Source organism: Cellvibrio sp. QJXJ (assembly GCF_024452345.1).
In the GTDB taxonomy this organism is placed as follows: domain Bacteria; phylum Pseudomonadota; class Gammaproteobacteria; order Pseudomonadales; family Cellvibrionaceae; genus Cellvibrio.
The window spans coordinates 126,926-152,669 of sequence record NZ_CP101663.1 but is presented as its reverse complement, the minus strand read 5'-3'; the positions used below and the strand labels follow the sequence as shown (position 1 = coordinate 152,669).

The window sequence follows — 25,744 nt, the reverse complement described above, 5'->3', positions numbered from 1 at the left end:
AGGAGGCCAGGTATGGCTCTTCGCGGAAATAAACGAGTTACCGTTGAGGCATTGGGGGTCGCTAACTGGAAGTTCCCGGACGAGGGCGCTTTTTCCGGTGCTATTTATGATTCGTATACTGCTCGCAAGCAAGCTGTAAACTTATATTTTGAGGGAGCTACGGATGAGGTGATTAAATCTGAAGCTGGGTTATCGTTGTCTCAAACATATAAGCTGATAAAAAACCGATGTATGGCCACCCATCCTGACGGAGAGGTATGGGGCTGGCGGGGCTTGATACCTAATTTGCGAATAAATGGATATCAACGGAAACAAAAAATTCAAATCGATCAGTTTGGCTTTGGCTCTGCTGGTGTTCTCAAATCGCTCTTCAATCAGTATCCGGGACTCCGTGAAAAGTTTGAAAAACGAATTCTTAATGCTTCTAAAGCTACCAAGTTAGGTCTTGTGAATCGCAACAATGTGAACCATTTTCATTGGTTTTTGAGGGAATTGAGGATTCTCGGATTGGAAGAGCAAAACGCATGGCCCTTCAACACTGAAAAACTAGGGTACGTGACAATTAGTAAGTACATTAAGAGTCTTTATGAACAGCACCCTTCAAAAGCAGCACTCATCACGGGCGGTGTGGATGCTTTAAAAAAGTTATCATCAGGTGATGGTAATGCTAGACCAGTAGAACACTTCTTTCAAAGGGTGGAGATGGATGCTCACAAAATAGATGGCCGTTTCAGCGTTAGTATTCCTCAGCCTACCGGAGGGCATGCACATAAAATCGTTCACCGGCTATGGGTAGTGGTGATAATGGAAATCGTTTCTCGAGCAGTGCTTGGTTACCATCTCAGTATGCGGAGGGAAGTCTCTAAGATTGATGTCTTACGCGCGATTAAGATGGCGTTAACTGTTTGGAAAAAACCAAGAATTACTTTTGGGGATCATGCATATCTATTTAATGCAAATCTCCCTTCAGCTGTCTCGGAGGAATATGTCGGATTGTGTTGGGATGAAACTAGTGTTGACGGAGCGCTTGCAGAAACATGCAAGACGGTAGAAAAAGTTTTAGAAAATGTTGTTGGTTCAAAGTTACTCCACCCAAAAAATAGCTTTTCCGTTCGGCGGAATAAAGATGACAGGCCATTCATTGAAGCATTTTTCCGTCACTTAGATCTTGGGGCTTTCAACAGCTAGGAAATACGACTGGATCCAGCCCCAAAACGAAGCCTGCAAAAAATCCAGAAGAAATAGCGTTGACCAGCCAGTTTCAATATGAGTATGCAAAAGAACTTCTGGATGTCTTAATAGCGAATTACAACGCGACACCGCATTCCAGTTTAGGTGGGCGCACTCCCTTAGAGTATTTTAAGTTTCGGTTTTTGCAGGAAAAACAGAAGCGATACGCAGACCAAAGTTCGGTTATGCACGTCGTTTCATATAGAAAGCTTTGTACAGTCTTGGGAGGCTACAAATCAGGTAGATTGCCTTTTATCAATTTTCAGCACGGACGTTATGGCAGCAATATATTGGCACAGAGACATGATTTAGTTGGGGAAAAAATTTGGATCATCACTCATCTTGAAGACGATATTCGTATAGTAATGGCGTCGACACAAGATGGACAGCCTTTAGGTCTGCTTACTGTAAGATCGCCTTGGTCACGATTGCCACATAGTCTAGAAGTTCGTAACGCAGTTCACTCCCTGATAAGCACCGGGAAGTTACGTATATCAGCTGGGCAAGATGCTGTAGAAGCATTCATGGATTATTATGAGTCACAGACGAACGCCAAACTTCCGGTTCACCCTGCCTATATGGAGGCTCGTAGGGTTTTGACAGAAGTCGCCGCTTCCATAATTCCTGAAGTGTCTGACAACATCCAGGTGAGCGAGAGAAATGGTGAAAGCCACGGCGAGGGTGTGAAAAAAAGCGCACGAAAGAGGCCACTGCCTGCTCACAGGAAAGCGGCGGACTAACGCATGCGACTCACCATGCCGCCTCACATTGATCCCGCGCACCCTATAGCAATGCAGGAGTACGCAATTTATACCCCTCCCATGGATGAACTTATTGAAACTGTTGGAGACTGGATTAATCGAAAAGAGTCCGGTGGTTATTTCTATAGCCCACCTCGATACGGGAAATCTCGCACGATAAAGTGGTTCGTTAGCGACGCACTACACGAGCGATTTAAAGCACTAATTCCACTGGTAATATGGATTCGTCGAAACGATATGCAGGTTACCGAAAGTGAATTCTGGTACGAAATTTTATTAGCTTCGGGTTTTATATTCGCAGAGAAAAAATAGTTAAGACTAAATCCAAATACCGTGATGAAGTATTGAGTCGAATGATTTCCATAGCAAGATCCGCGCACAACAATTACGTTGTGTTAATAATTGACGAAGCTCACGACATGACTGTGAAGGAGTGGCGATGGCTGTTGGGCTTGCAAAATCATTTAGACTATCAAGGGATCCGCTTGAGTGTTTTTTCAATAGGAACACAACAAATCGGCTATCAACACGACTATTTAGCTAAGACCGGTAACGCGCATATTTCAGCGAGATTTCTGGTGGCAAATTCTCGCTTTCACGGGATACGTGATAAAGACGAGTTAAAATTTGTTCTTGAAGGGTACGATCGGGAGTCAGAATGGCCGGCTGATTCTGGACTTTCTTACGTGAAGTACTTTAGTCCTGATAATTTTTCTCTCGGTAATCGACTTGCCGACTGTCACGAAGTTTTTTGGCAAGCCTTGTGTGATTTGATTCCAAAGACAAACAAGAGTGCATTATCCACATTCATGGAGATAGGGCTTCCGATGAAACACATAGCGCTAAGTATAGAGGAAGCGCTATGGCGATTAGCTGAGGGTGGTGAATGGGGAAAGGTGACAAGTTTCTCGTCATGGACTGAAATGATCGCCGATACGGGGTATGTCGGTCACCTGAAAGCGATATCTGCTTTAGCGTAAATGCTGGAACTGCCTCGCTCAATCCCATACAGACGGCCAAGCGCCAGGTTCAGTAACAACAATATAAATTGGTGGCCGGGCAGGTTGCGCCCCTATGAGTCGATGGTTTCCTTCACGGCAAACTTTTGCGCGTTGAATGGGATTGTTCCGCGAAATTTCGATAAATATATAGATTTCAAGGATCGTACATTCGATAACCGAAACGAATATCTTGAGTACGTCGCCCAGATCTTAGGTGAAGATACCGTTTTGGTTGAAGCAACATTTGATGGTCTACCCGATCTGGAAAATATGGGAAGTTATAGATTAAATTCGCCCCCGGTTGATAAAAAAATAATTCAATATTGCCCGAGATGTATCTGCGAGGGTTATCACAGTTATCTTAACGATTTGGTTTGGCTAGAGCGATGTCCTTTCCATCTTATTCCACTCAGACGAATGCGTGCAAAATATCGTTATCAAGCATTCACTGAGCTTTTTTCAAAAAATTGTTTGCATTGGCCATTCATTTCACTTTCTTGTGTTTCGTCTCAGGAGCATCTTGGTTACGCCAAGATATTGGTAAAGTGGATTAATGGCGTGCACTCAAAAATTAAAAAATTTCAAAAAGATGAGATATGGTTCAATTTGAATTATGAGGATCCCCATAATGAAGACCTAAAATATTGGTTGGGGCGGTTGTGCTGTATAGAAAACCTTCCAGCTCCTCTGTCATATTTAGTCGCAGACTATTTACCAGTTAAATTACTCGTTAAACCGTTCTCTAAAAAAGGTAGTGCAGAAATATTTCCTATCATTAATAGGTACACTTTTTTGGCGACTTACGAAGCTTATAAAATAATAAAGGCACAATCATTAAAACCTTTAGAGCGATTTACTCTCTATCGCCAAAAAATTGCTAGTTTGCACAATACACCATGCGAATGGCGTCGTTATCCAGTAGGTTTTGAAAATTACTATTGGGTAAACTTTGAACCCAATCCTCGATCGGAGTGCAACGATTGCCCAAACTTAATAGTACAACAAGAATTGCAAATCGAATGGGGCCTGATTCCAAAAACACTGCATACCCGAACTTACCGAAATCATCAGCGACGATTTTTGGAACTAGTTGATTTTTTAAGGGAATCCGGCTTGTTTGCATTCAAACAAAATGCTGAAGTGTCACCATCAGGCAAGTTGTGGCTGTCAGGCTTGGTGTTTTCTAGTTGCGAGTGGCGACATACGGTACTTGAAAGGTTTTTCGATATTTTAGCAAACAGCGAATTAGACTTATTTTTCGCTCGAAAGAGTTTGTGGCTGTCAAACATAAATTCGGGAGAAGAGCCGGAACACTGCCCTAAGCTGTATGGGAGTGTTCGGGTGATTTACAGTGAGGGTAGGTTAAAGGTATTAACTTGGAAAGTCGGTTGAGTGTTCTAGATTAAGAGAGCCAGTGTATGGTTTACAAGGGTTGCTCGATTCACGTACATACATTTGATGCAATTGCAGCAATTCCTGTCGGTTCACTCATAAATTGACACAGTATTTGAAGCAAAAAATGTCATTTTTAATTCTAAAACCAAGTTTCCACACCCCTATTTGGATGTTTCATAAGCGTCCAGGATCATAAAATGACACACTTTAGAAAATAATCACCCATTAATTGGCATATCTAACTAGCTGATTTTTGGTGGGTTTTCATATAATCAGTATTCGAATGCCGATGGCATTTGTGCCTGTTAGGCATGATGACCACTGCTTTTTTTGTTAATAATGAATAATCTGCAGTCCTGCCCAAGCGGTTCCAGCTAGTTGCTCGTAATATTTTACAAACTCGGTTAGAGGTTGGGTCATTACCGCGCCCTGAGGTTGTTAGCTGCAGGATCAACATATGAAACAGTATTGTTTGTATCAGAGTTAATATCAAAAACGACGCGCGCGTGTACTGCAAAAAGGCCTGGATGTTGATTTTCGTCAACCACCACAAATAAAGGGCTTTGCGATACAAGTTGCTTCCAACGTTAAAGTGTCGGATTTGCAGGTGGCTCACTAGAAAGATTAAGTTTAATGATTGCCTCTTTGATAGCTGATAGCTGATAGCTGGCATAGCCGCTTGAATCAAAACTTTACCCGCTGAATTCGCATGACACACAAGATGGCCAGCAATCCTCACCATTATCGGCAATAAATGCACAGGCTAAGCCACAAGATGGCGCAATCTTCCGTGTGTCTCAGCAGATCTTGCTTTGTTGTTTGGCCAACCTCCAGGTTTGACTTCCCTGGCTCTAGTTGACACTCCCAAGCTACTTTCAAAATAAAATTGGTTCGGATCAAATAAATTTTAATGTATCAAATTATCCGGCGTGCCCATGCCCAATAAATTGATACATGTCAATCGCTTATTTTATAAAAAGCGTATGCTGAAAAGCTATTTCTCACAAATAGCTCTGCACTAGAGTTACCAGATATCAAGGTTGTTTTATGGCTTATTTTCAGGCTCCACTTGAATGGAATTTGGATCTTATTAGACGATATGATTTAACCGGGCCGCGTTATACGTCATATCCTACCGCGCCACAATTTTGTGAAAGCTTTTCTGCGTCCAATTTTAAAGCGGCGGTTGAGAGGAGTAACGCGAGCGGAAGGCCGCTGTCGCTTTATTTTCATATTCCTTTTTGCGATACCCTTTGCTTTTATTGTGGATGCAACAAAGTAGTTACTAACAATAAAGGCCGTGCGCAACCTTATTTGGAGCGTATGGAGCGGGAAATGGCGATGCAGTCAGAGTTATTTGATTCCGCGCGACTTGTAACTCAATTACATTGGGGTGGTGGTACCCCCACTTTTATCAGTGATGATGAAATGTCTTGGCTGATGGCTGCGACACGCAAGCACTTTACATTGCTGGATGATGACGCAGGTGAGTACTCCATCGAGATTCATCCAGGACGCGTATCGACTAACACTATGGGGCATTTACGTAAACTTGGTTTTAATCGAGTCAGTATGGGTGTGCAGGACTTTGATTCTCAGGTTCAAAAAGCAGTAAATCGTTATAACAGTGTTGAAGATGTAAGCGCCTTGGTAAAGGCACTACGCCAACAAGAGTATCGCTCGATCAGTATGGATTTAATTTATGGCCTGCCAATGCAAACTTTGACCAGTGTCGGTGAAACATTAAATAGAGTGATCGAGCTTTCGCCCGACCGCCTGTCATTATTTAATTATGCCCATATGCCGCATCTTTTTAAGAGCCAGGAATTAATTAACGAGCGTGATCTTCCCTCAGCAGAGCAAAAACTTGAACTTTTGTATATGGCGATAGAGCGTCTGCAGGGCGCTGGGTATATTTATGTTGGCATGGATCATTTCGCAAAACCGGATGATAGTTTGGTACAAGCACAAAGAGCAGGAAAGTTACAACGAAATTTTCAGGGCTACTCCACACACGGAGATTGTGATTTGCTCTCTTTTGGCGCCTCTGCGATTAGCGCATTCGGCAACGTTTATATACAAAATGCAAAACGCGTTGAACATTATCAAAAATCAATTGACTCGGGTGCAATCCCTTTTATTAAAGGTATCGAATTAACCGGCGAAGATCTTTTGCGACAATTTGTAATTAATCAGTTGATTTGTCATTTCAATTTAAATTTTGCTGCTGTTGATAGTGCATTTTGCCTGGATTCGCGCAGTCATTTTGCTAAAGAGTTAGCGCAATTAAAACCAATGATTGATGATGGGTTACTCAGCATTGACGATGAGGGCATTGAAGTTCTCAATGCGGGGCGGTTGCTTATTCGTAGAATTTGTATGGTGTTTGATGAGTACCTTAACAACGCATCAACAATTCGTTACTCCAAGGTAATTTAGTCGGTAATATTTTTTGGGGGGTGAGCAGGGGGTGCAATAGTGATTGGATTGCACTACCTGCTCAAGGTTGTAAGGTTTTCAGGGATTATAAAATTCACCCTGTTTGCGTAAATAAAACCACCAGTTTAGTAACACACACACCAGATAAAATACCGCAAAACCCAGCATCGCATATTCCGGTGTGGCAGCTTTGATTTGCTCGCCAAATACTTGCGGAATATAAAATGCCCCATAACCCGCTACCGCAGAGGTCCATCCCAGTGCCGGGCCCGCTTGTTCTTTAGGAAAAATATTGGCGATGGAGCAGAAGGTTGAACCATTACCCATACCACTTGCGGCAAACAAACCCAAGAACACTAAAAAGAAGGGCGCAAAATACTGCTCAGGGCTGGCGGATTGATAGGCCATGCGCATGTAATAAGCCGCAACTATCGACAAAATAACCATGGCAATCGCACACATTTGTGTGACCAGTGCACCACCAAACTTGTCAGATACCCAACCTCCTACCGGGCGAATGAGTGCGCCAATAAAGGGGGCGATCCATGCGTAAGTCAGAGCGCTTGGGCCATTCGGGTTGAGGGTATTGTGGGTCATCACTCCATCGATAGTTACATGACTAAAACCAAAAATGACTTGAATAGACAGCGGGAAGGCTGCTGAAAAACCAATAAATGAGCCAAAAGTCATCACATACAACACACTCATTACCCAGGTGTGTTTGTTGTTAAAAATTTTGTATTGGCGATCAAGACTGGTGCGAATAGTCCCTGGTAGCGCTTTGAGTAACATCACTGTGGCAAACAATACCAGCACCAGTACCAGTTCTTTGGGGATCCCAAAGCCGGAGCCATTGACACTGGCAGGCATGATTAGCCACAGCCCCAGCGCCGAGGTTGCGAAGCCAATTAACATCATTGCGATAATGATCGCAAAAGAGCGCGGCGCTCCGCCTGCCAGATTGGGACTTACCTCTGCGGTGTTGATGTTGTTCATACCAAACCAAATCGCAAAAGCGAGTGGGATGAGCAGCAGTAACCAGACAAACCCCGCGTTTTGAATCCAGGTTTCGGTACCCGCAGGGATGGCACCGATTAAAGTGCCGCTTGCAGATTTCAACACCATTGGGTCGCCACCCAATGCGCCAAAGGCGCCAAATGTCATAAACAGCGGTACCAGAATTTGCATACTGGTCACACCGAAATTACCTAACCCGGCATTTAGGCCAAGTGCTAATCCCTGCTGCTTACGAGGATAAAAAAAACTGATGTTAGACATAGACGCTGCAAAATTACCCCCGCCAATTCCGGAGAGCAGCGCCATTAATTGGAACACCCAAAACGGCGTGTTTTGATCCTGCAAAGCCAGACCGGTTCCAATTGCAGGTAGCATCAATAAACTGGTGGTTAAAAAAATGGTGTAGCGGCCACCGCACAAGCGAATAAAAAAACTTGCTGGAATGCGGAGTGTCGCTCCGGTTAAACCGGCAATTGCCGCGAGGCTGAATAAATCGCCGGCCTGATAGGGAAAGCCAAGATTCAGCATTTGCACGGTAATAATGCTCCACTGCATCCAAACGGCAAAGCCACAGAGTAAGCTTGGAATTGAGATCCACAAATTGCGATTGGCAATTGCTCTCCCGCGTGAATCCCAGAACGTTTGCTGTTCCGGTTCCCATTGTTTTAGGTCAGACATGTGAAGCCCTCGGTCAAAAAGTTGTTTTCCCACAAGTATCACTATGGCTTTGCGCAGACATGGAAACTATTCAACCTCAGTGTTAAGTTGGGGTATTAGAAGTGTTACCCGACCTGCCCAATAGGGGTAGGTGCGTTTGATCTATCTACCCACAAAGGGGCATGCGCTGCCCTTAGGTTCTGTAAGCAGTTAAACTGCAGATGATGATGTATTGATATTGAGGAGAGTCTTGTGACAGAAACGGCCGCGAGCATTATGTTGGTGGACGATCACCCTTTATTGCGTAAAGGGTTGCGTCAACTTTTAACACTGTCGGGTGAGATGGAAGTCGTAGCCGAAGCGAGCAATGGCAAAGATGCGATTAAATTGGCGAGTGAACTAGACCCTGATTTAATTTTATTGGATTTGAATATGCAGGGCATGGATGGTTTGGAAACACTACGCCATTTGCGCGATGAAGGTGTCACCTCGCGCATTGTGATGCTCACTGTGTCCGATGCCGATGAGGATGTGCTCAGTGCAATTTCAGCGGGTGCAGATGGCTATTTGCTAAAAGACATGGAACCGGAAGATATGCTGGTGCAAATCGAACGCGCCTTATCCGGCAAAATGGTGTTGAGTGAAGCGGTCACGCAGGTACTGGCCACCGCCATTCGCAATCCCACCACAAAAGGTGCTGTGGGTAGCGACAGTCTTACCCAGCGTGAATTGGAAATTCTGAAATTAATTGCCAAGGGCATGAGTAATAAAGTCATTGCCCGCGAATTGGATATTTCAGATGGCACAGTCAAAGTGCACGTTAAACATTTGCTGAAAAAATTGCATTTGCGCTCACGCGTAGAAGCAGCCGTGTGGATGATTAATCAACAAAACTAATCTTCAGTAGAGATATGCTAATGGATTGTTGTTCACAGCCTGGGTTGTTATCAGTACATGACGCGTTATTGCGTATGCACCAACAATTAACTCCAGTGCAGGAAGCTGAGTGGGTTGAATTGGCATTCGCATTGGATCGGGTGCTCGCTGAATCAGTGTTGGCAAGCATTAATGTTCCTGCCAGTGATAACTCTGCAATGGATGGCTATGCGCTGCGTACTGGTGATGCACAAACTGAAGGTGCTGTGTTTGATGTGATTGGTCAGTCTCTGGCTGGGCACCCCTTTCGCTTTACAGAGCAAGAGGGTGTGCAGTCGGCGCTCGGTAAAATGCAAGTTGTGCGCATTATGACCGGTGCGATGATTCCAGGTGGTGCCGATGCCGTGGTGATGCAAGAAAATGTTACGCGTACTGCTCAAACACTGCATCTGAACAAACTTGTGGTGCAAGGCGAAAATATTCGTCGCGCCGGTGACGATATAAAAAAGGGCAGTGAAGTTCTGAGTAAAGGACATCGTATAAGTGCGCTGGATATTGGTTTGCTAGCATCGCTGGGGATTGCGCGCATCAAGGTTTGGCGGAAGTTGCGTATCGCTGTGTTATCTACGGGCGACGAGTTATTGTCACTTGGCAGTGCGCACGACGAGGATAAAATTTATGACAGCAATCGCCCTTTGCTATGCGCACTCTTGCAACGATTAAACGTCGAAATAAAAGATATCGGTATTATCGCCGATGATCTGCTAGGTCTTCGCGCAGCGTTTATGCAGGCTGCACAATGGGCTGATGTCGTCATTTCTACCGGTGGGGTCTCCGTGGGTGATGCGGACTACACCAAAACAATATTGGAAGAGTTAGGCCAAATTGACTTCTGGAAAGTCGCGATGAAGCCGGGAAAACCTTTTGCTTTTGGCCGTTTAGGAGCAGGTTGGTTCTTTGGGTTGCCGGGCAATCCTGTTTCAACTGCGGTCACTTATCATCAGCTTGTTGTGCCTGCGGTGCGATATCTAGCGGGTGAGAAATCGGTTGAATCAGTGCAACTGAATGCTATCGCAAAACAATCCTTTAAAAAGCATCCTGGGCGAATGGATTTTCAGCGAGGAGTTTTAGCGAGTGAGCAAGGTGTGAATACTGTCGTTAGCGCCGGCTCGCAAAGCTCTGGCGTGTTAAGCAGTATGGCAAAGGCTAATTGTTATATTCGCCTGGAGGCAGAGCGGGGGACAGTACTGCCAGGTGAAACGGTCACCGTTATCCCTTTCGATAGCTTTATTCGCTAATTACGGTGAGGTTTTTTTGGATTTACTATCGCTGTTAATTGCTTGCGGTATTTTTTTTGCGGCCGTCTTGTATTCTTCAGTGGGACATGCGGGTGCCTCTGGCTATATTGCAATTATGGCGCTTGCAGGGCTCGCCCCGGAAAGTTTGAAACCGGCCGCACTTGCGTTAAATATTTTAGTCGCCACTATCGCCAGTACTAAATATATTCGCACTGATGCATTTTCCTGGTCGCTGCTGTGGCCATTAATTATCACCTCTATTCCCTGCGCTTATCTCGGTGGCGGACTAACGCTTCCAAGTGATTATTACAAACCTATTCTGGGTGCTGTATTAATTTATGCGGCATTCCATTCGTTTTTAACTGCTAAAAAAGCGCCTACCCAAAAAATACAGGCACCAAAAAAATGGTTGTTAATGTGTGCGGGGTTAATTATTGGGTTCTTGTCGGGGTTAGTCGGTGTCGGCGGGGGAATTTTCCTGAGCCCTCTATTGTTATTTCTGTGTTGGGGGGAAACTCGCGTAATCTCGGGTGTAGCCGCAGTATTTATTTTGGTAAATTCCGTAGCGGGCTTGCTAGGGGTCATGTCCATGCATCCGGTATTGCCAGAGGGCATTGGCTATTGGGCAGTTGCCGCCATATTGGGTGGCTGGTTGGGTGCGGAATTCGGCAGCAAACGTTTTAGTGTTACCGTTATTCGCCAAGTAATGGCGGTGGTACTGTTGGTTGCCGGAGGAAAGATGTTTTTAGGGTGAGGCTGATTTTTTGCAGCTAATTTTTTATTTTCTCCCCATATTTTCAAGAATCACAATTCTTGGTGTAGGACTTGGCTTTGCGTCTTTACTTTTATCACTTGAGTTATTCATTTTAAATAAAAGATCCAACCTAAGGCTACCGGCGATAATATCCAGATATCCGTCTCCGGTGACATCGGCTAATTCAAATGATGCAATGCTCGCTGGTTTGGCGATAAGGTCGTGTTGAATAAAGTTCTGCTTGCCGTCATTTTCAAACCAAACCATGCTTTGTCGTTTTGGATCATTCCAATCATTCATAAAGCTGCTCGCCACTACATCCAAATCGCCGTCATTATCCATATCGCCGGCTAGTGCCAAGGCTACTCCATAAAACCTGCCTATATCGCGGTATCTAAATGTTTTACCATCAAGGTTTTCTAACCACTGAACGCCATGATACGGTTTTAAATCATTTTGAGTGTCGTAAGCATCGCCATTGGTAAACAAAATATCCATGTCGCCATCTAAATCCAAATCAACCAAGCGCATACTGGTGGAGCCAAACATGGGGTGTGGGCCGCGTGCGAGCACACTTTGAGTAAATTGTTTGTTGCCTTGATTAATAAAAGCCATAAATAATTCATGCTCTTGAGATATGAGGCTAATGAAGTCCATGTGCCCATCGTTGTTTATATCCCAAGGAATTATGTTGAGTGCACCGGTCACGTTTAATAGGCTTCGTTTTGCATGCTTGTTGTTACCCTGATTTTCTAACCAGAATATTTCACCGCTATTACCTCCTCCAAAGGCTGCAACTATTATGTCAAGATCGCCATCCTTATCTACGTCGATGGCTCTGACTTCTGCAATACGGCCTATGCCATCCATAAGCATTTCTTTGGAAAATGTTCCGCCGGTTTTTTTTCTGAGTAGAAAAATTTTCCCTACCTGTTTATCGGTATACGGAAGAACGCCAATATCTCCAATAAGCATATCGTTATCAAGATCACCATCATAATCAATAATATCGGCGTAAACAGATGTGCTTATGTCAGCAATTTTTTGCTCATTCCATTTTCCGTTATCTTTTGATAGTAAAAATACCGCATTATTGCTCATATCACTTACTATAAAATCGGGATTCTTACTGCCATTAATAGCTGCCAGTTTGATATTGGTGATAAGGGGCATACCTTGAGTTGCGCCAACTACATGCTGTTTGAATGTCAGCCTGTCTGACGGTTTGTTGTAAGGCAGGGCGGGCAAATTTTCAGGTGCAGTGCCATAATAGAATGCCGTAATATCCCGCGTTTGATTAGCGTCTATGATTGCCTTCCCGTATTTCTTTAAGGCAATTTCATTCATGGTCTCAATTATTCTTGGCCAACTTTTTTTGGGGGCTACATTAGGGTTCGGCATTGAATGGCATGATCCGCAGTAATCCTTTGCCATACCAATAATTCGTTGAAGATTATCGTCAGATAGCGTGTCGTTGCTAGATAACAAGATTAGCGCTGCAAATAGATAGCAAATATTTTTTATATTCATAATTGAAAATAACGTCCGAAACTCGTACAACCATTAAACTTCAGTTAGGAGGGGTAATCTGGGGGGGGGAGATTTACCAGCGCTGGGCGAGTTGCTCGTCACTGTCTTTGGCTGAAACCCAATAGGACTCTAGTTTGCTATTCGGATAGCGTTTTATAGTTTCTTTTTTCCAAAAAGGAGCAATTGTTTTGAGCTTATCCATCAGGAATTGCACCGCGTCAAATGCACTGGCTCGGTGTGCACTGCTAACTCCAATCATGACAATCTGATCACCCGGCATAAGTCTGCCGGTACGATGAATAATAGTTACCCCTAACAAATGCCACCGCCTACGTGCTTGTTCAACTAGTTTATGCAATGCGTGTTCAGTCATCACCGGATAATGTTCCAAGGTCAAATCGACCAGTTGTTGCGGTGGTAAAAAGTCACGTACTAGACCGGTGAACAACACCACAGCACCGCAAGGTGCACTGATCGCTCTAAGTGAATCGTATTCGGTTTTTAGGTCAAAATCCTCGGTTTGTACGCGAATGGTGAAAATCATTATTTACCTCTAGCCACCGGTGACCGGCGGAAAAAAAGCCACTTCATCACCTGCGACGATATTAGCATTTACGTTCGCCATTGCATGATTAACGGCAATCAGTATTTTTTTTTCTGAAAATATTTTTTCCCACTCAGGGTGATCGGCGATTAATTGCTCAAGTAGGGATTTTACTGTGGTACCGTAAAAGTCGGTAACAAAGCATTCAGCACACTGGAGTCTTTCGCGTAGTTCTGCAAAAAAGAATACTTTAATCATGTCGATTATCCTTATGCCAGTCGCCGCCTTTGCCTCCGGATTTCTGCTCCAAATAAATGCTGCTTATTTCCATATTTTTATCTACGGCCTTGCACATATCATAAATAGTCAGTGCGGCAATACTTGCAGCCGTTAGTGCTTCCATCTCCACGCCTGTCTGACCATTAGTAACGCAGCGGCTGCGAATAAATATTGCCCCAACTGAAGCATTGCAATCAAACTCTACACTGACTTTTGATAGCGCAAGTGGGTGACAGAGAGGAATTAAATCAGCCGTTTTTTTTGCCGCCATAATGCCCGCAATACGCGCCACCGTTAATACATCGCCTTTTTTCAGGCCGGCATTATTGATCAGTTCAATCACATCGGGGCGCGTGCTCACAATCGCACTCGCGACCGCGATGCGTTTGGAGATTTTTTTATCGCTCACGTCCACCATGCAGGCAGCGCCAGTGTGATCGAGATGAGTGAGGGTGGGTAATTGGCTGGTAGTGTGCAGATGATTATTGAGCATAAAAATTATCTATCCTCGAGTTTCACAAGCAGCACGTGCGGTCATTTTTAAATGCGGAACGAAGTTGCACGGGCCTTGAGTGGAATCTAGTTGGTACTTAATAATCTCATCCCAGGCGGTTTTGCAAGCGTTAGTGGAACCGGGCAAGCAAAAAATCAGCGTATTGTTTGCAAGCCCAGCTACCGCGCGAGATTGAATAGTGGAAGAACCTATATGGCGATAGGAAATCTGGCGAAATAATTCGCCAAAACCCTCTACAGTTTTATCAAATAAGGGGGTCATGGCCTCCGGGGTTGAATCGCGTCCGGTAAAACCTGTCCCTCCGGTGATTAAAATCACCTGAATTTTTTCGTCGGCAATCCACTGCGAACACTGGGCTCGGATTTGATAAATATCGTCGATGACCAGAGCGCGTGTGGCGAGTTGGTGTTGTGCATCTTGTAGTCGCTCAATTAAAGCCGCACCGGAAGTGTCATTGGCAATGCTGCGGGTGTCAGATACGGTCAGTACTGCAATCGCTAGCGGTAAAATATTTTCTGTGGTGTGGTGGCCCATAAATAATACACTCGCTATCTATAGAAAAATTAACCGCCAATCATGGCTAGGTGACGGGTTGAACCGGTGATCTGGTTCTGTAAATCGTGACTGGCAGTTTTATGTTGTAGTGCGGCGCGCAAAAAATTCATCAGCGGTTGCGGGTCATCGCTTTGTAATAATGCGCGCATGGATTGATGTTGCTCGGCAAATAAACATAAATACAATTCCGCTTTGCTGGAAACCCGCAGGCGATTGCAATCAGCACAAAAGTTTTTGCTGTAGGGCATTATCAGGCCGATAGAGCCGAGGTAATCCGGGTGGATAAATTCTTTGGCGGGTCCAGCATTAGCGCTGCGAATTTTTTGCGTCCATCCCTCACTTAGCAAACGCTGTTGAATACTCTCACCACTTAAATGTTGGCGGGCAAAAAAATCCGCGTTGTCGCCAGTGCGCATTAACTCAATAAAACGAAGGGTAATTCTGCGGGTTTTAATAAATGCAAGAAAATCGTCCAGCTCGCGGGCATTCTGTTCGCGTAGCAACACAGTATTAATTTTGAGTTGGTTAAAACCAAGTTCCTGAGCCTGATCAAGGCCTGCTAAAATACTGCGCAGTTTTCCGCTGCCAGTGATCAGTTGAAACATCTCCGGGCGCAAGCTATCAATACTGACATTAAGTGAATCTAACCCAGCCGTTCGCCAGGTAGCCACATCTTTTTCCAGTCGAAAGCCGTTGGTAGTCAGTGCTACTGAATTAATTCCTGTAACACCTTTGCACGTTTTGATGATTTCACACAGATCGCGACGTAAACTTGGTTCACCGCCGGTCAGGCGAATCTTCTGCGTTCCCAATAAGGCAAATGCGGTGACTAAACGACGAATCTCGATGAGTGTTAAATCATCGTTCATTGAGTGACATTCACTGCCATCAGGTAGGCAATAACTACAACTAAAATTACATTTTTCGGTTAGCGACAACCGCAAATAGGTAAATGCGCGCGCAAATGTATCCGTAAGTGGATTTTCAACCAACATAAAACACCTTTCCAAATCCGGGAGGCATTTTCGTTTCCAAAAAAACCCATTGGCTTAATTCCATAATCGGGATGACCTTAGGTCATTAAGCTCGGCGTTTATCAATGGTAGTTAGTATTCCCTGGAGTTGTAATTGCCGTAAATAGGGTTGCGGCATACCTCCTATTGGGTATGCATTCTCGCTAGCGTGAGGCGATTAAGCTTGCGCTAAATCAAATAATATTCAGTAAATATAATTTAATCTCTCCACTTTTTTTATTTGTGGATTTTTTATGATACTACCAGAATTGCTATCACCTGCTGGAAGCCTAAAAGCGATGCGCGTGGCGTTTACTTATGGTGCTGATGCGATTTATGCAGGGCTGCCGCGGTATAGTCTACGCGTACGCAATAACGAATTTACATTGGATAATTTGGCAATTGGTATTGCCGAGGCTCACAACCAAAATAAACGCTTTTATGTAGTGGTAAACCTGTTACCCCATAATGCAAAAATTAATGATCTGATAAAAAATATCGCCCCGGTCGTGGAGCTTAACCCAGATGCATTAATTGTTTCCGACCCAGGTGTGATCCATCTGTTGCGCGAAGCATTTCCTTCGGTGCCACTACATCTCTCAGTTCAGGCTAATACTATGAATTGGGCTGCAGTAAAGTTTTGGCACGCACTGGGAATATCCCGAATTATTTTGTCTCGTGAACTAGGGTTGGACGAAATCGCAGAAATAAAACAGCGCTGCCCGGAGATAGAACTTGAAGTGTTCGTGCATGGCGCTCTCTGCATGGCATATTCCGGGCGCTGTCTAATATCAAACTATATGAACAAGCGCGATCCGAATCAGGGCGCATGCACCAATGCTTGCCGCTGGTCTTATAGTGTCAATGAAAAGCCGGAGGCATCGCGCTCGATATTTGTGGCCAGCGCGGGTGATCCACAAGCAGAGTATTTGCTGGAGGAAGATGAACATGGCAGTTATCTGTTTAATTCTAAAGACCTGCGTGCGGTTGCATTGGTAGAAAAATTAGTGGCGATTGGTGTGAATTCATTAAAAATTGAAGGGCGCACCAAATCCGCTTATTACGTAGGACGTACAGCGCAGGTGTACCGGCGTGCAATTGACGATGCAGGTAGCGGTAAACCGTTTGATAATAATTTGCTCTCAGAGTTAGAAGGCATGGCCAACCGAGGCTATACCGAAGGCTTCTTGCGACGTCATCAACATCAGGAAATGCAGAATTACACACGTAATTTTAGTATCGGAATGCAGCAGGTTGTAGGTGAAGTTATTGATCGTAGCGACTCAGGCCAATTAATTATTGATGTAAAAAATAAATTCCAAATAGGAGATAAGTGTCTATTGATGACGCCGCAAGGAAATATAGGTTTTACCTTGGAACACATCTATCAGCTTCAGGGAAAATCAATAGACGTTGCGCCGGGTTCTGGTCATATAGTGTGTGTTTCTTTGCCTGATTCTATCCCTGATCATTACTTGCTCAATATTGAGTATGCAATGTTGATTGCAGAGAGCTTCTAGTGATGGCACCGGGAATAACTAATTATATTATTTGGATTGATGATAGTTGTATCAACTGCGATATGTGCGTCCCTGAATGCCCTAGCGAAGCCATCGCTATGGGTGTAGAACATTATGAAGTGAGTACGGATATTTGCATTCTATGTAAAGATTATTATGAACATGAAACATGTATTGCGGTTTGCCCTATCGGTTCGGTTCGCAAAAAAGTTGTGTAGTGGAACCTAAACATTTTGCTATACCCCCACAGCTAGATTGAAGATAACAATTTATGTGCAGCCGCAAGCGATTTGTACATATCGCTTGGGCTGCAGGCTTCATGGTCACGCTTCTTGATTCCTAATTCAGTTAATTCCATGTGCCATTGAGGAACGATACGGTGTCTCTCCAATACTTTTTTTACGCAGGCGACTTTGCAGCCATCAATAGCCAAAATAGGCCGGTCAGATTTTGCAGTTTTTACCAGGTTTTTTACATTTCCACCTACGCCAGCAATACAAGACATTTGTGCATGTCCCTCTCGGTCAAGGGTGACGGCAAGATCATTTGCGAGCTGAGCAACATTAGAACAGCCAGAACAGGAATACACCAATGGTAAGTTCGCATCTTTCTTATTCATTTCTGCCTCGCTAGCGCGGTAGTAAATAGTGTTAATCAGTATAGAAATTTATTGCAAGCAATGATTGATGTATATCAATTCACTTCTCTTCTTGTCAGGGCAATTCTTTCACTTCCAGGAATTCGATAAAAATCACGCTCTGCATGTACAGGGCGTACTTCAGAAAAGTACATCCACATTAGCGAGGTCCAAATAATGCCAAACATAAACATAAATGCGGATGAGCGGACTCCGGTTAAATCGACTAACGCACCAAATAAAATAGGCAAAATAAATCCACCTAAACCGCCAGCCAAACCTACCACTCCGGAAACAACACCAATATTATTTGGGTAATCATCAGAAATATATTTAAATACCGATGCCTTGCCTACTGCGAAAGCAATGCCCATGGTAAACATAATAATAGTGAAGGTAATTGCTCCCAAACCGAGGTGAAAACTTTTAGGACCATCAATGGTGGTGATTACTATTTCTGTGGGCGGGTAGGAGAGAAAAAACAAACACACGAGCGATACCCAAAGCACCCACCAAGTTACTGTGTGAGCCCCAAATTTGTCAGAGAAGTATCCACCCAATGCGCGCAGCATGCCGCCGGGTAAACTAAATGCAACGGCCAGGAGTGCAGCTGTTTTTAAATCAAAGCCGTATTCGGTGATGTAATATTTTGTCATCCATAACGAGAGCGCCACATAACCGCCGAAAACAATTGAATAATATTGACTGTAGCGCCATACCCGTGGATCTTTTAATACTGCAAGTTGTTGTTTAATAGTGATGCTGCTAGCCGCGCTGTGGGATTTATCAGTAAAGCTAAAAAACCAAAATAAAATCGCTGTGATTAGCATAAGCACGGCGTAAACTTTGGGAACCATTGTCCAGCCATACGCTACTACTATCAAAGGTGCAACTAGCTTGGTAACAGCTGCTCCGGTATTGCCTGCACCGAATATTCCCATTGCCAAGCCTTGGCGCTCTTTTTTAAACCAGCGAGCGCAATAGGCAATCCCAACGGTAAATGAACCACCCGCGACGCCCACAAATAAACTCAAAACTAGAAATTGCCAATAGACAGTTGCATAAGAAATTAGCCAAATCGGAATCACCGTTGAAAGCATCAAAATAAAGAATACGATTCTTCCACCAAAACGGTCGGTCCACATGCCCATGGGTAGGCGGATTAAAGATCCAGTTAGCACAGGCATCGCTATCAGTAAACCAAATTCAGTTTCATTGAGTGCCAATGCTTCTTTGATAGGAATTCCAATAACCGCGAACACCATCCAAATCATGAAACAAATGGTAAATGAAAACGTACTGGCGATTACAACTGACCAGGATTTGTATTCACTTTTTTCCATAATTAATCTCCTAGTGATACCAATAATTCACAACACGAGTATAAATAACTGCATGTCATTCAATAGGAGTGTACTGTGCACCTTATAGGCTTGCTATCGGTGCGGGGCGGTTTGAGTGGGTAACCGCTACCTATAACGGGGTAGGTCTGAAGGGTCTTTGTATTGCGCTGATATTGAATGTGCTGCAATTAAATCCTGAGGAGTGTTAACGTTAAAAAAAGCGTTTTCCTCACTGTTAGAAAAATCAACGGTGACTGCTTGCAGTAGACGCAATATGTCTTGCATTCGGTATTTTTTAGTTGAGCGTAAAATTGCGTCCAGTTGCGGAAGAAGTGAGATATTCCAGAGTGCAAAAACATACTGCTGTTGGTGATTGTGTTTTGCGACGTAAACGTGATTATTGTGTAGCGTTGTTGCTTGCAAGAATCGACTATACAAATCAGTGGGTATAAAGGGTGTGTCAGAAGCGACACTGAGCAACCAGTTCACCGCTGAATTGGCCACGCGCAGGTATTGCATGCTACTAGCGATGCCTGCAAGTGGACCTGAGAATGGCGAGTATAGGTCTTTAACAACACTGATATGTGCAGGCCTATGTGTGGGGTGTCTAAAAATATTCTCCGCCAGTGTAGAGTCGGGGGCAATATTCAAAAGAATTTCATCTACTTGCGGGGTAAGTCTTGATAATAATGAGTCGATGATGCGTTCCTCGCCCAAGGAGCAAAGGCACTTAGGTTGCCCGCCCATTCTGCTGGAGCGGCCACCTGCCAATACTACGGCGATTCCTTTTTCCATTTAGCGGATTCCCGTGCTAGCGATGATTAATTCCTTGCCCGCTTGATCATGCCAAAAGCCATTGCAGTCAGGCTTTTGTAAAGGAAATGTTGTTGGATTGTGTAATTGCTGTTGAAAGCGTTCCAGCCACAAAAATGTATCATTTTCTTGCGGACTTAAACGAATAATATCAATAGTATGCTGTAGCCCTTGTAAATCGTTAATGAGGTTGTGTCGATAACCGGATTGGGTTTGAATACCATTTAATGTAAATAATGTCTCGCCTTCCTGACTGGTTACTGCTCGGCCTGCTGGATATTTTTTGCAGCACAAATCGCATTGGTCTTTGGATTTCCCCTCGGCACGTGCGCTAAAACAGCGCGCCGACCAAGCCAGTGGTAAGTGCCCAAAGGCAAACAGTTCGGAAGTAAAGCATTCGCGTACATCGTTTATTTCACTGCTCTCTAACATACTGTTTATCCAGCGCAGGGGTAATTCAACGGGAACTACCCAGCGTTGCATACCCATTTTCATTAAATAGCGCAAACTGTGTTGGTTATAACAATTGAGTGTATTGCCTGCCACAAAAGGCAGCCCGCGCTCGTTCAGTAAACCCACGGCGCCTATGTCATTTGCTTCAATTAAAAATTCACCGTTGTCGCAGTAGCGATTTAACTCGCGTAAATCTGCTGGGGATTCCAACAATGTCATGCTGGAGAGCACCACTTCTTTGCCCGCTTCACGCAATTGGTGTGCAAGGTCGATGTAATCTTCCAGGCGCAATTCGCGACGCTTGGGGCATACGGTTTCACCCAAATAAATAATATCTACACAGGATTCGGCGGCAGTGCGGTAAAAATCCAGCACGCTATTTTTATCCCAAAAATATAAAATCGGTCCGAGTGAAAATTTCATAATAAAACCTTTTGTTTTTATCGCCACTGACGTTCGTAAGCACCCAGTGTGGTTTGGCTGCCTTCAGCCAGTTGCGTGAGTGCAGCTTGCCATTCATTTTTAACTAAAAATTTTTCAGGGTCGGCGCGGCAGCAATCGATGGCTTCGCGCCATGCGCGTGTAACTTGTGCGACGTAAGCCGCGCTGCGTTGGCGCCCTTCAATTTTTAATGAGCGAATACCCAGTGCGAGAAGTTCCGGCAATAATTCCATCGTGTTTAAACTGGTGGGCTCTTCCAATGCATGATAAGGCGTTGAGCCGGGTTCATCGGCGAGTGTAAAGCGGCCTTTGCACAGTGTTGGGTAGCCTGCTGTTTCATTAGTGCCAAAGCGATCAATTAATACATTATTTAAACGGGATTCCAACACGCCATTGCGGTCTTCCCAGCGCACAAATTCGGCAGGTGAACAGGCACCAAATGTATTGGGTGATTGCCCGGTTAAATAAGAACTTAAATAGCAACGCCCCTCCGCCATAATGCACAGACTGCCAAACGCAAACACTTCTAAGGGCGTGGTGCATGAGCGCGCCAGATTTTTTACTTGTGCGATAGACAGTACCCGAGGCAATACCACGCGCTGCACATTAAATTGCTGTGCATAAAAATCGATGGCGGCCGCGTTAGTTGCCGATGCTTGTACCGATAAATGCAGTTCTGTCTGTGGGTAGCGTTCGGCGGCATATTGCAGAATGCTCAGGTCAGCAATAATCAGCGCATCAACTCCACAAGCAATTGCTTCATCTACTGCGCTTGTCCAATGCTGCCAGGTATCTGGGTGCGCAAAGGTATTAATCGCCAGATGTACCTTGCATCGGTGTTGGTGCGCATAGTGTGCGGCTTCTTTCAGTTTTAAGGCGTCCAGATTCAAACCGGCAAAGTGACGCGCGTTAGTTTCGTTGCGCAGCCCTAAATACACCGCATCGGCACCATTTTCAATGGCGGCTTTGAGTGCAGGGATATTGCCTGCGGGGCATAACAATTCCATCGCCTACCTCCAATGGTTTATAGCCAGCCTGGTGTTAGCTTGTCATGATGGGTAAAGCTCTATTGTCGATCATGAGGTGCAAAAATGTTATACCAACAAAGGGTAAGCAAAGGGGTAGAAGCTCTCGCACGAAAAGTGATTCCACATTTGCCTGGCGCAATGAGTCGGGCTGCGCGCGTGGTGCCTGACAGGCTGCAGCAATTGACACTGGCGCGCAGCCTTAACTATGCCTTGCGCGAGGCAATTGCTGCAGGCGAATTGGATTTTTTTTGCAATAAATTACTGAATATTTGTGTCAAGGACATAGGTGTTCAATTTAGCGTTCGCTACTGCAATCATAAGCTGGTTGTGGCGGACGCTCAGGCCGAACCCGATCTGCGCTTTAGTGCAAACAGTTACGATCTGTTGCTGATTGCAACCCAGAGGCTCGATCCTGACATGCTGTTTTTTCAGCGGCGGCTGGAAATGAATGGTGATACTGAATTGGGTTTGGGGATTAAAAACTTATTGGCCAGTATTGAGTTAAATACACAATTACCACCGCGTATCGGTGCGGCCGTACAACAAATTGCTGGATATGTTGCGCATTATCGCTAGATTATTCCTATAAAAAACTGCACACCGGCTAAGGGGTACCGGGTGCAGAAAGGGTTGAGGAGATTTTATTGTTGGGTGATCAACTTGCTCGGGATTTCAATCTTATACGCATACCGCTGCAAGCACCGATTGCGGTTTGTTAGTGATTGTCCTCTTATTTTCATCTGCAGCAGTGTTCGCTTTTCTTAAATGATAGTGACGTAATTTGTGTTCCTTGCGGCGTCCGGCACTGAATGAGGAAATGCGCTTTAGATAACCAATCACCCGGGTGCCATAGTCCACATCATCAGACCCACAAGCCTGGCATTTATGTAAGGTGCGTTTATCAATCTGCTGGCATTGGTTACAGATAGTTATTTTTACGTTGATGCAAAAATAATTACAGCCAGTTTTAGCCGCAATGTTGATAAGATTTATGTAGGCATCTGCACTTAATGCTTCATCAAGATTCAAATGGAGCGCGGAACCACCGTCAAGATAATCAATTAGCTCGCGGCCATGCATAATAAACTTATCGAGTGGGTTGGTATGATCGTCCTCCACAACATAAAAATACGAGTTATAGCAATCGCGCTCCACTTTATAACCATCGGCTTTGTCCCATTTGGCATTTTTAACCCCCAAGTTCTCGGCCGGAACAAATTCAGTATTGAATAGATAGCCAAATTCTTCTTTGGCAGCTCGGTTAGCGTTGTAAATGACTTTTAAATGATTTTGCACAAATTCAATATATTGTGGATTATTGCTGGCACGAATGCCTTGCGACTCGGCCGCCTCTACCATGCCGTTAATGCCGATTGTGAGAAATTGTTTATCCAGGCTGATAAAACCGGCGGAATACACATTGAGCATGCCAGCGGCTAAATAGCCTTCCATTAATTGACGATAGGCGACTTGGTAACAGTGAATTTTTTTCACTTCGGTGAGTAAGTCGCGTTTATCCTGTACCAGGCGATTCATATTAATTGTGATCACATTGATCGAACCAGTTGCAACTCCACCAGCTCCCAGTGTGTAAGAAAATGTGTGGTCGCTAATTTCGTTGCGCAGGCGACAGCAGGAGGCGAGCGAATCGGCATTGTCGGAAAGATACATGAAAAACGCGCTACCTTGAGCCAGATGTGAGCCAATAGACGCGGCAAAGGAGTGATCTTTACATTGACCATTTTCGGTGAGCATCGCCACTGTCACTACCGGAAAGGTCAACAAGGTTTTGCTGCGCTCGGCATTAAACCAATGCAGGAAAAAATCTTGCAGTTGTGCAACGCTAGTCCATTCCGGCTTGGTGAAATCCGGAAATACAAATTCACCGAACATCGAATCAAAATAATGTTGGTCGTAAATAGAAATGTTCCAGAACACGCTTTGATAGCCGCGCGCTGCTGCTGGTTGATTAAGCGCGTAAACCACATGTTGTAAATGATTGGCGATTTGTTTGGTGTGGGTGTTCAGGTAGTTGTCACCATAGTCTCTGCGGGCGAAATAATCAAAGTAGGTGAGAAATTCGACGGTGGCTATGGCACCGGCAAATTGTGAGCTTACGGCAAATACAAAATTCACAAACGTGCCGCAAAAGGATTCCAGGTGTTGTGGTGCGCGCGATTCACCGCCCAGCTTAGTTAATCCATCTAACAAAAATGGATACATGGTGAGTGATGCACAGTAGGGCTTTAGGCTGGTTTCATCGTGCACATAAATTTCATGCTGTTCAATCTGGCGGATATATTCTGCTGCCATAGTATCACCAAATAATTCCGCAATCTTTCGGCGCACCTGTTCGCGGTTGACTTGTACAAAAAAATCTTTCATTAATTCCGCCTCCAATGTCGCAATATTTTTTTGCGTCACATTGGCATTGGCGTCCATAGTGGAACCGTCGGCTGCATTTTCTGCCGCCAAATAATGCTGAATAAAATCTAATTTTTCATTGAGTTGGGCAGGGTTCAGACGCAGCATAAAAACTCCTCGTTATGAATAATGACTAGTGTGTGATTAACAATTGGCGCTAGTGTGGAACTTGTAATTCAGTAATTCGTTTGTGCGCAAATCGATAAAGCGCTGATTGGTGTTGGGATTGTCTAAACCGCCGCGCGCTGCAACCCAAGCCCCGGTTTTCACATAGGTCAAATGCGGTAACAAGCAATCGGGTATCAGATCAAAACCGCTGTATAGACAGGTGTTTAAGTTGGCGCGCCGCGCTTGTTCAAGCAGAGGCTGCAATAAACCCGGTATCCATTCGCCGCCAAAAAAGACAACACAGCTAATCAGGCCGCGATAAGCGTCCAAACGGCTCTGGAAATAATCACCATAGAGTGGTTCACCCACTTTGGGATTGCGATACTCGCTGCTATGGCAGCCTTTGCAGCGCAGCGGGCAGCCAGTAATGGTGTAGGCGAGTGAGGTTTCACCAGGTACTTCCTGCCATACAACTTGTTCATTCACAAAGCGCATAAATTTCATAAAACACCATATCTAGTACTTATTTTTTCTTTTGTATCTATATGTGGTGCAAGGCTAGTGTGTGAATGGGCTTCGATATTTGATCTATATCAAGCTTTGCGCAGGGCTACCCACAAGGGGGTAGGGGGGGGTGGCAAGAGGGTGGCTAAGCCTTAGTGGGTATTTCATCGCGAACGTGTAATGCGTAAATTGTGCTATTGGGCAATAAAATGAGGTTAAGCAATGGAACACTTTGATGATTTTTTAACAGCAGCACGCGCGCAAACAGATGCGCAACGTTTATTGCTGGTGTTTGTGGATATTGATGAGGTGGCCGGTGGCGATGCCAAGGCGGGCGGTTTTCTTACGCCGAAAATGTGTGTGGATAAAACGCCGGATGAAATTACCAGCTTCACTGAGCTAGTCGTTGAAGCGACGAAAACCGGTCAGGATTGGTCGCTAATATTTGCGGCCAGCCTCGCCGGAACAGGTGCGCAGGCGCCAAGTAGCACCGATGCCAATAAACCACTTGATGCCATGATTGCAGGCATCAACACCGGTATGATTCAGCAGTATTTGGTATTTGATAAGCAAGGTGGAATTTTATCGCTCACGGCAAATGGGTAATTAC

The 25,744-nt window shown here is 44.6% G+C and carries 26 protein-coding genes and 1 riboswitch; of the genes, 12 read left to right on the top strand and 14 right to left on the bottom strand.

Translation table 11 applies throughout. The features are described from left to right. The first annotated feature begins 12 nt into the window (after positions 1-12). From NNX04_RS21595 to hemN, 5 genes are all read left to right on the top strand, one after another. On the top strand, positions 13-1,188 hold the full coding sequence (locus NNX04_RS21595; protein ID WP_261948512.1) for a hypothetical protein: 1,176 nt from the start codon (positions 13-15) through the stop codon (positions 1,186-1,188). Positions 1,189-1,247: 59 nt separating this feature from the next. Then, complete coding sequence (locus NNX04_RS21590) at positions 1,248-1,970, top strand: hypothetical protein (protein ID WP_007645585.1); 723 nt, start codon at positions 1,248-1,250, stop codon at positions 1,968-1,970. Positions 1,971-2,410: 440 nt separating this feature from the next. Then, on the top strand, positions 2,411-2,971 hold the full coding sequence (locus tag NNX04_RS21585; RefSeq protein WP_261948511.1) for a hypothetical protein: 561 nt from the start codon (positions 2,411-2,413) through the stop codon (positions 2,969-2,971). Between the two features lie 249 nt (positions 2,972-3,220). Then, entirely contained in the window at positions 3,221-4,384 is a 1,164-nt protein-coding gene (locus tag NNX04_RS21580; RefSeq protein ID WP_198284832.1) for a hypothetical protein, read from the top strand. A gap of 1,050 nt (positions 4,385-5,434) precedes the next feature. Next, positions 5,435-6,826, top strand: coding sequence for an oxygen-independent coproporphyrinogen III oxidase (gene hemN / locus NNX04_RS21575; RefSeq protein WP_261948510.1), 1,392 nt, complete (start codon positions 5,435-5,437; stop codon positions 6,824-6,826). Positions 6,827-6,904: 78 nt separating this feature from the next. Here hemN and NNX04_RS21570 read toward each other — a convergent pair whose 3' ends face one another. Next, a complete protein-coding gene (locus NNX04_RS21570) occupies positions 6,905-8,521 on the bottom strand; it encodes a hypothetical protein (RefSeq protein WP_007645577.1) in 1,617 nt (538 codons plus the stop codon). 231 nt (positions 8,522-8,752) lie between these two features. On the opposite strand from NNX04_RS21570, the gene narL reads away from it, so the two are divergent. Genes narL through NNX04_RS21555 form a run of 3 tightly spaced genes read left to right on the top strand, consistent with a single transcriptional unit; the run spans position 8,753 to position 11,428 of the window. Then, a complete protein-coding gene (gene narL / locus NNX04_RS21565) occupies positions 8,753-9,397 on the top strand; it encodes a two-component system response regulator NarL (RefSeq protein ID WP_007645575.1) in 645 nt (214 codons plus the stop codon). 20 nt (positions 9,398-9,417) lie between these two features. Next, positions 9,418-10,674 carry a molybdopterin molybdotransferase MoeA gene (gene moeA, locus NNX04_RS21560; protein ID WP_261948509.1) on the top strand — a complete coding sequence of 419 codons (1,257 nt, stop codon included), beginning with the start codon at positions 9,418-9,420 and terminating at the stop codon, positions 10,672-10,674. A 16-nt stretch (positions 10,675-10,690) separates the two neighbouring features. Then, a complete protein-coding gene (locus tag NNX04_RS21555) occupies positions 10,691-11,428 on the top strand; it encodes a sulfite exporter TauE/SafE family protein (RefSeq protein ID WP_261948508.1) in 738 nt (245 codons plus the stop codon). A gap of 24 nt (positions 11,429-11,452) precedes the next feature. Here the strand turns inward: NNX04_RS21555 and NNX04_RS21550 are convergent, their stop codons facing one another. From NNX04_RS21550 to moaA, 6 genes are all read right to left on the bottom strand, one after another. After that, positions 11,453-12,958, bottom strand: coding sequence for an FG-GAP repeat domain-containing protein (locus NNX04_RS21550; RefSeq protein WP_261948507.1), 1,506 nt, complete (start codon positions 12,956-12,958; stop codon positions 11,453-11,455). 73 nt (positions 12,959-13,031) lie between these two features. Then, on the bottom strand, positions 13,032-13,502 hold the full coding sequence (locus tag NNX04_RS21545) for a molybdenum cofactor biosynthesis protein MoaE (RefSeq protein WP_261948506.1): 471 nt from the start codon (positions 13,500-13,502) through the stop codon (positions 13,032-13,034). 9 nt (positions 13,503-13,511) lie between these two features. Beyond that, a complete protein-coding gene (locus NNX04_RS21540) occupies positions 13,512-13,760 on the bottom strand; it encodes a MoaD/ThiS family protein (RefSeq protein WP_007645560.1) in 249 nt (82 codons plus the stop codon). Continuing rightward, a complete protein-coding gene (gene moaC, locus NNX04_RS21535; protein ID WP_261948505.1) occupies positions 13,753-14,274 on the bottom strand; it encodes a cyclic pyranopterin monophosphate synthase MoaC in 522 nt (173 codons plus the stop codon). Before moaC ends, NNX04_RS21540 begins: the two co-directional genes overlap by 8 nt. Positions 14,275-14,283: 9 nt before the next feature. Further along, positions 14,284-14,829 carry a molybdenum cofactor biosynthesis protein B gene (gene moaB / locus NNX04_RS21530; RefSeq protein WP_261948504.1) on the bottom strand — a complete coding sequence of 182 codons (546 nt, stop codon included), beginning with the start codon at positions 14,827-14,829 and terminating at the stop codon, positions 14,284-14,286. Between the two features lie 29 nt (positions 14,830-14,858). Further along, positions 14,859-15,845 carry a GTP 3',8-cyclase MoaA gene (moaA, locus tag NNX04_RS21525; RefSeq protein WP_261948503.1) on the bottom strand — a complete coding sequence of 329 codons (987 nt, stop codon included), beginning with the start codon at positions 15,843-15,845 and terminating at the stop codon, positions 14,859-14,861. Continuing rightward, positions 15,834-15,954, bottom strand: a riboswitch (molybdenum cofactor riboswitch). It overlaps the preceding gene by 12 nt. Positions 15,955-16,117: 163 nt before the next feature. Between moaA and NNX04_RS21520 the strand changes: the two genes are divergently transcribed. Both NNX04_RS21520 and NNX04_RS22930 read left to right on the top strand, forming a co-directional pair. Next, the gene (locus tag NNX04_RS21520; RefSeq protein ID WP_261948502.1) at positions 16,118-17,383 is read left to right on the top strand and encodes a U32 family peptidase C-terminal domain-containing protein; all 1,266 of its coding nucleotides are present in this window, start codon (positions 16,118-16,120) and stop codon (positions 17,381-17,383) included. Positions 17,384-17,385: 2 nt separating this feature from the next. Beyond that, the gene (locus NNX04_RS22930; RefSeq protein ID WP_410004098.1) at positions 17,386-17,601 is read left to right on the top strand and encodes a 4Fe-4S binding protein; all 216 of its coding nucleotides are present in this window, start codon (positions 17,386-17,388) and stop codon (positions 17,599-17,601) included. Positions 17,602-17,633: 32 nt separating this feature from the next. Here NNX04_RS22930 and NNX04_RS21510 read toward each other — a convergent pair whose 3' ends face one another. From NNX04_RS21510 to ubiU, 5 genes are all read right to left on the bottom strand, one after another. Continuing rightward, positions 17,634-18,002, bottom strand: a complete 369-nt coding sequence (locus NNX04_RS21510; protein WP_261948501.1) for a putative zinc-binding protein — start codon at positions 18,000-18,002, stop codon at positions 17,634-17,636. 74 nt (positions 18,003-18,076) lie between these two features. After that, the gene (locus NNX04_RS21505) at positions 18,077-19,363 is read right to left on the bottom strand and encodes an MFS transporter (RefSeq protein WP_261948500.1); all 1,287 of its coding nucleotides are present in this window, start codon (positions 19,361-19,363) and stop codon (positions 18,077-18,079) included. Positions 19,364-19,489: 126 nt separating this feature from the next. Then, positions 19,490-20,158 carry a molybdenum cofactor guanylyltransferase MobA gene (gene mobA, locus NNX04_RS21500; RefSeq protein ID WP_261948499.1) on the bottom strand — a complete coding sequence of 223 codons (669 nt, stop codon included), beginning with the start codon at positions 20,156-20,158 and terminating at the stop codon, positions 19,490-19,492. Next, a complete protein-coding gene (locus NNX04_RS21495) occupies positions 20,159-21,052 on the bottom strand; it encodes a U32 family peptidase (RefSeq protein WP_261948498.1) in 894 nt (297 codons plus the stop codon). Between the two features lie 17 nt (positions 21,053-21,069). After that, on the bottom strand, positions 21,070-22,077 hold the full coding sequence (ubiU, locus tag NNX04_RS21490; RefSeq protein WP_261948497.1) for a ubiquinone anaerobic biosynthesis protein UbiU: 1,008 nt from the start codon (positions 22,075-22,077) through the stop codon (positions 21,070-21,072). 84 nt (positions 22,078-22,161) lie between these two features. Between ubiU and ubiT the strand changes: the two genes are divergently transcribed. Next, complete coding sequence (gene ubiT / locus NNX04_RS21485; protein ID WP_261948496.1) at positions 22,162-22,674, top strand: ubiquinone anaerobic biosynthesis accessory factor UbiT; 513 nt, start codon at positions 22,162-22,164, stop codon at positions 22,672-22,674. Positions 22,675-22,776: 102 nt separating this feature from the next. On the opposite strand, the gene nrdD is transcribed toward ubiT, so the two are convergent. Both nrdD and nrdG read right to left on the bottom strand, forming a co-directional pair. Further along, positions 22,777-24,630: an anaerobic ribonucleoside-triphosphate reductase gene (gene nrdD / locus NNX04_RS21480; protein WP_261948495.1), complete on the bottom strand. Its 1,854-nt coding sequence runs from the start codon at positions 24,628-24,630 to the stop codon at positions 22,777-22,779. A gap of 36 nt (positions 24,631-24,666) precedes the next feature. Further along, positions 24,667-25,134 (bottom strand): anaerobic ribonucleoside-triphosphate reductase activating protein, encoded by a 468-nt coding sequence (nrdG, locus tag NNX04_RS21475; RefSeq protein ID WP_261948494.1) that lies wholly within the window; start codon positions 25,132-25,134, stop codon positions 24,667-24,669. A gap of 222 nt (positions 25,135-25,356) precedes the next feature. Between nrdG and NNX04_RS21470 the strand changes: the two genes are divergently transcribed. Beyond that, a complete protein-coding gene (locus tag NNX04_RS21470) occupies positions 25,357-25,740 on the top strand; it encodes a hypothetical protein (RefSeq protein WP_261948493.1) in 384 nt (127 codons plus the stop codon). Positions 25,741-25,744 lie beyond the last annotated feature (4 nt).

Excerpts from the sequence above, each read along its gene's own strand:
- NNX04_RS21595 (WP_261948512.1), top strand. The coding sequence starts at position 13 with ATGGCTCTTCGCGGAAATAAACGAGTTACCGTTGAGGCATTGGGGGTC.
- NNX04_RS21585 (WP_261948511.1), top strand. The coding sequence starts at position 2,411 with ATGACTGTGAAGGAGTGGCGATGGCTGTTGGGCTTGCAAAATCATTTA.
- hemN (WP_261948510.1), top strand. The coding sequence starts at position 5,435 with ATGGCTTATTTTCAGGCTCCACTTGAATGGAATTTGGATCTTATTAGA.
- NNX04_RS21570 (WP_007645577.1), bottom strand. The coding sequence starts at position 8,521 with ATGTCTGACCTAAAACAATGGGAACCGGAACAGCAAACGTTCTGGGAT.
- moeA (WP_261948509.1), top strand. The coding sequence starts at position 9,418 with ATGGATTGTTGTTCACAGCCTGGGTTGTTATCAGTACATGACGCGTTA.
- NNX04_RS21550 (WP_261948507.1), bottom strand. The coding sequence starts at position 12,958 with ATGAATATAAAAAATATTTGCTATCTATTTGCAGCGCTAATCTTGTTA.
- NNX04_RS21545 (WP_261948506.1), bottom strand. The coding sequence starts at position 13,502 with ATGATTTTCACCATTCGCGTACAAACCGAGGATTTTGACCTAAAAACC.
- NNX04_RS21540 (WP_007645560.1), bottom strand. The coding sequence starts at position 13,760 with ATGATTAAAGTATTCTTTTTTGCAGAACTACGCGAAAGACTCCAGTGT.
- moaC (WP_261948505.1), bottom strand. The coding sequence starts at position 14,274 with ATGCTCAATAATCATCTGCACACTACCAGCCAATTACCCACCCTCACT.
- moaB (WP_261948504.1), bottom strand. The coding sequence starts at position 14,829 with ATGGGCCACCACACCACAGAAAATATTTTACCGCTAGCGATTGCAGTA.
- moaA (WP_261948503.1), bottom strand. The coding sequence starts at position 15,845 with ATGTTGGTTGAAAATCCACTTACGGATACATTTGCGCGCGCATTTACC.
- NNX04_RS21520 (WP_261948502.1), top strand. The coding sequence starts at position 16,118 with ATGATACTACCAGAATTGCTATCACCTGCTGGAAGCCTAAAAGCGATG.
- NNX04_RS22930 (WP_410004098.1), top strand. The coding sequence starts at position 17,386 with ATGGCACCGGGAATAACTAATTATATTATTTGGATTGATGATAGTTGT.
- NNX04_RS21510 (WP_261948501.1), bottom strand. The coding sequence starts at position 18,002 with ATGAATAAGAAAGATGCGAACTTACCATTGGTGTATTCCTGTTCTGGC.
- NNX04_RS21505 (WP_261948500.1), bottom strand. The coding sequence starts at position 19,363 with ATGGAAAAAAGTGAATACAAATCCTGGTCAGTTGTAATCGCCAGTACG.
- mobA (WP_261948499.1), bottom strand. The coding sequence starts at position 20,158 with ATGGAAAAAGGAATCGCCGTAGTATTGGCAGGTGGCCGCTCCAGCAGA.
- NNX04_RS21495 (WP_261948498.1), bottom strand. The coding sequence starts at position 21,052 with ATGAAATTTTCACTCGGACCGATTTTATATTTTTGGGATAAAAATAGC.
- ubiU (WP_261948497.1), bottom strand. The coding sequence starts at position 22,077 with ATGGAATTGTTATGCCCCGCAGGCAATATCCCTGCACTCAAAGCCGCC.
- ubiT (WP_261948496.1), top strand. The coding sequence starts at position 22,162 with ATGTTATACCAACAAAGGGTAAGCAAAGGGGTAGAAGCTCTCGCACGA.
- nrdD (WP_261948495.1), bottom strand. The coding sequence starts at position 24,630 with ATGCTGCGTCTGAACCCTGCCCAACTCAATGAAAAATTAGATTTTATT.
- nrdG (WP_261948494.1), bottom strand. The coding sequence starts at position 25,134 with ATGAAATTTATGCGCTTTGTGAATGAACAAGTTGTATGGCAGGAAGTA.
- NNX04_RS21470 (WP_261948493.1), top strand. The coding sequence starts at position 25,357 with ATGGAACACTTTGATGATTTTTTAACAGCAGCACGCGCGCAAACAGAT.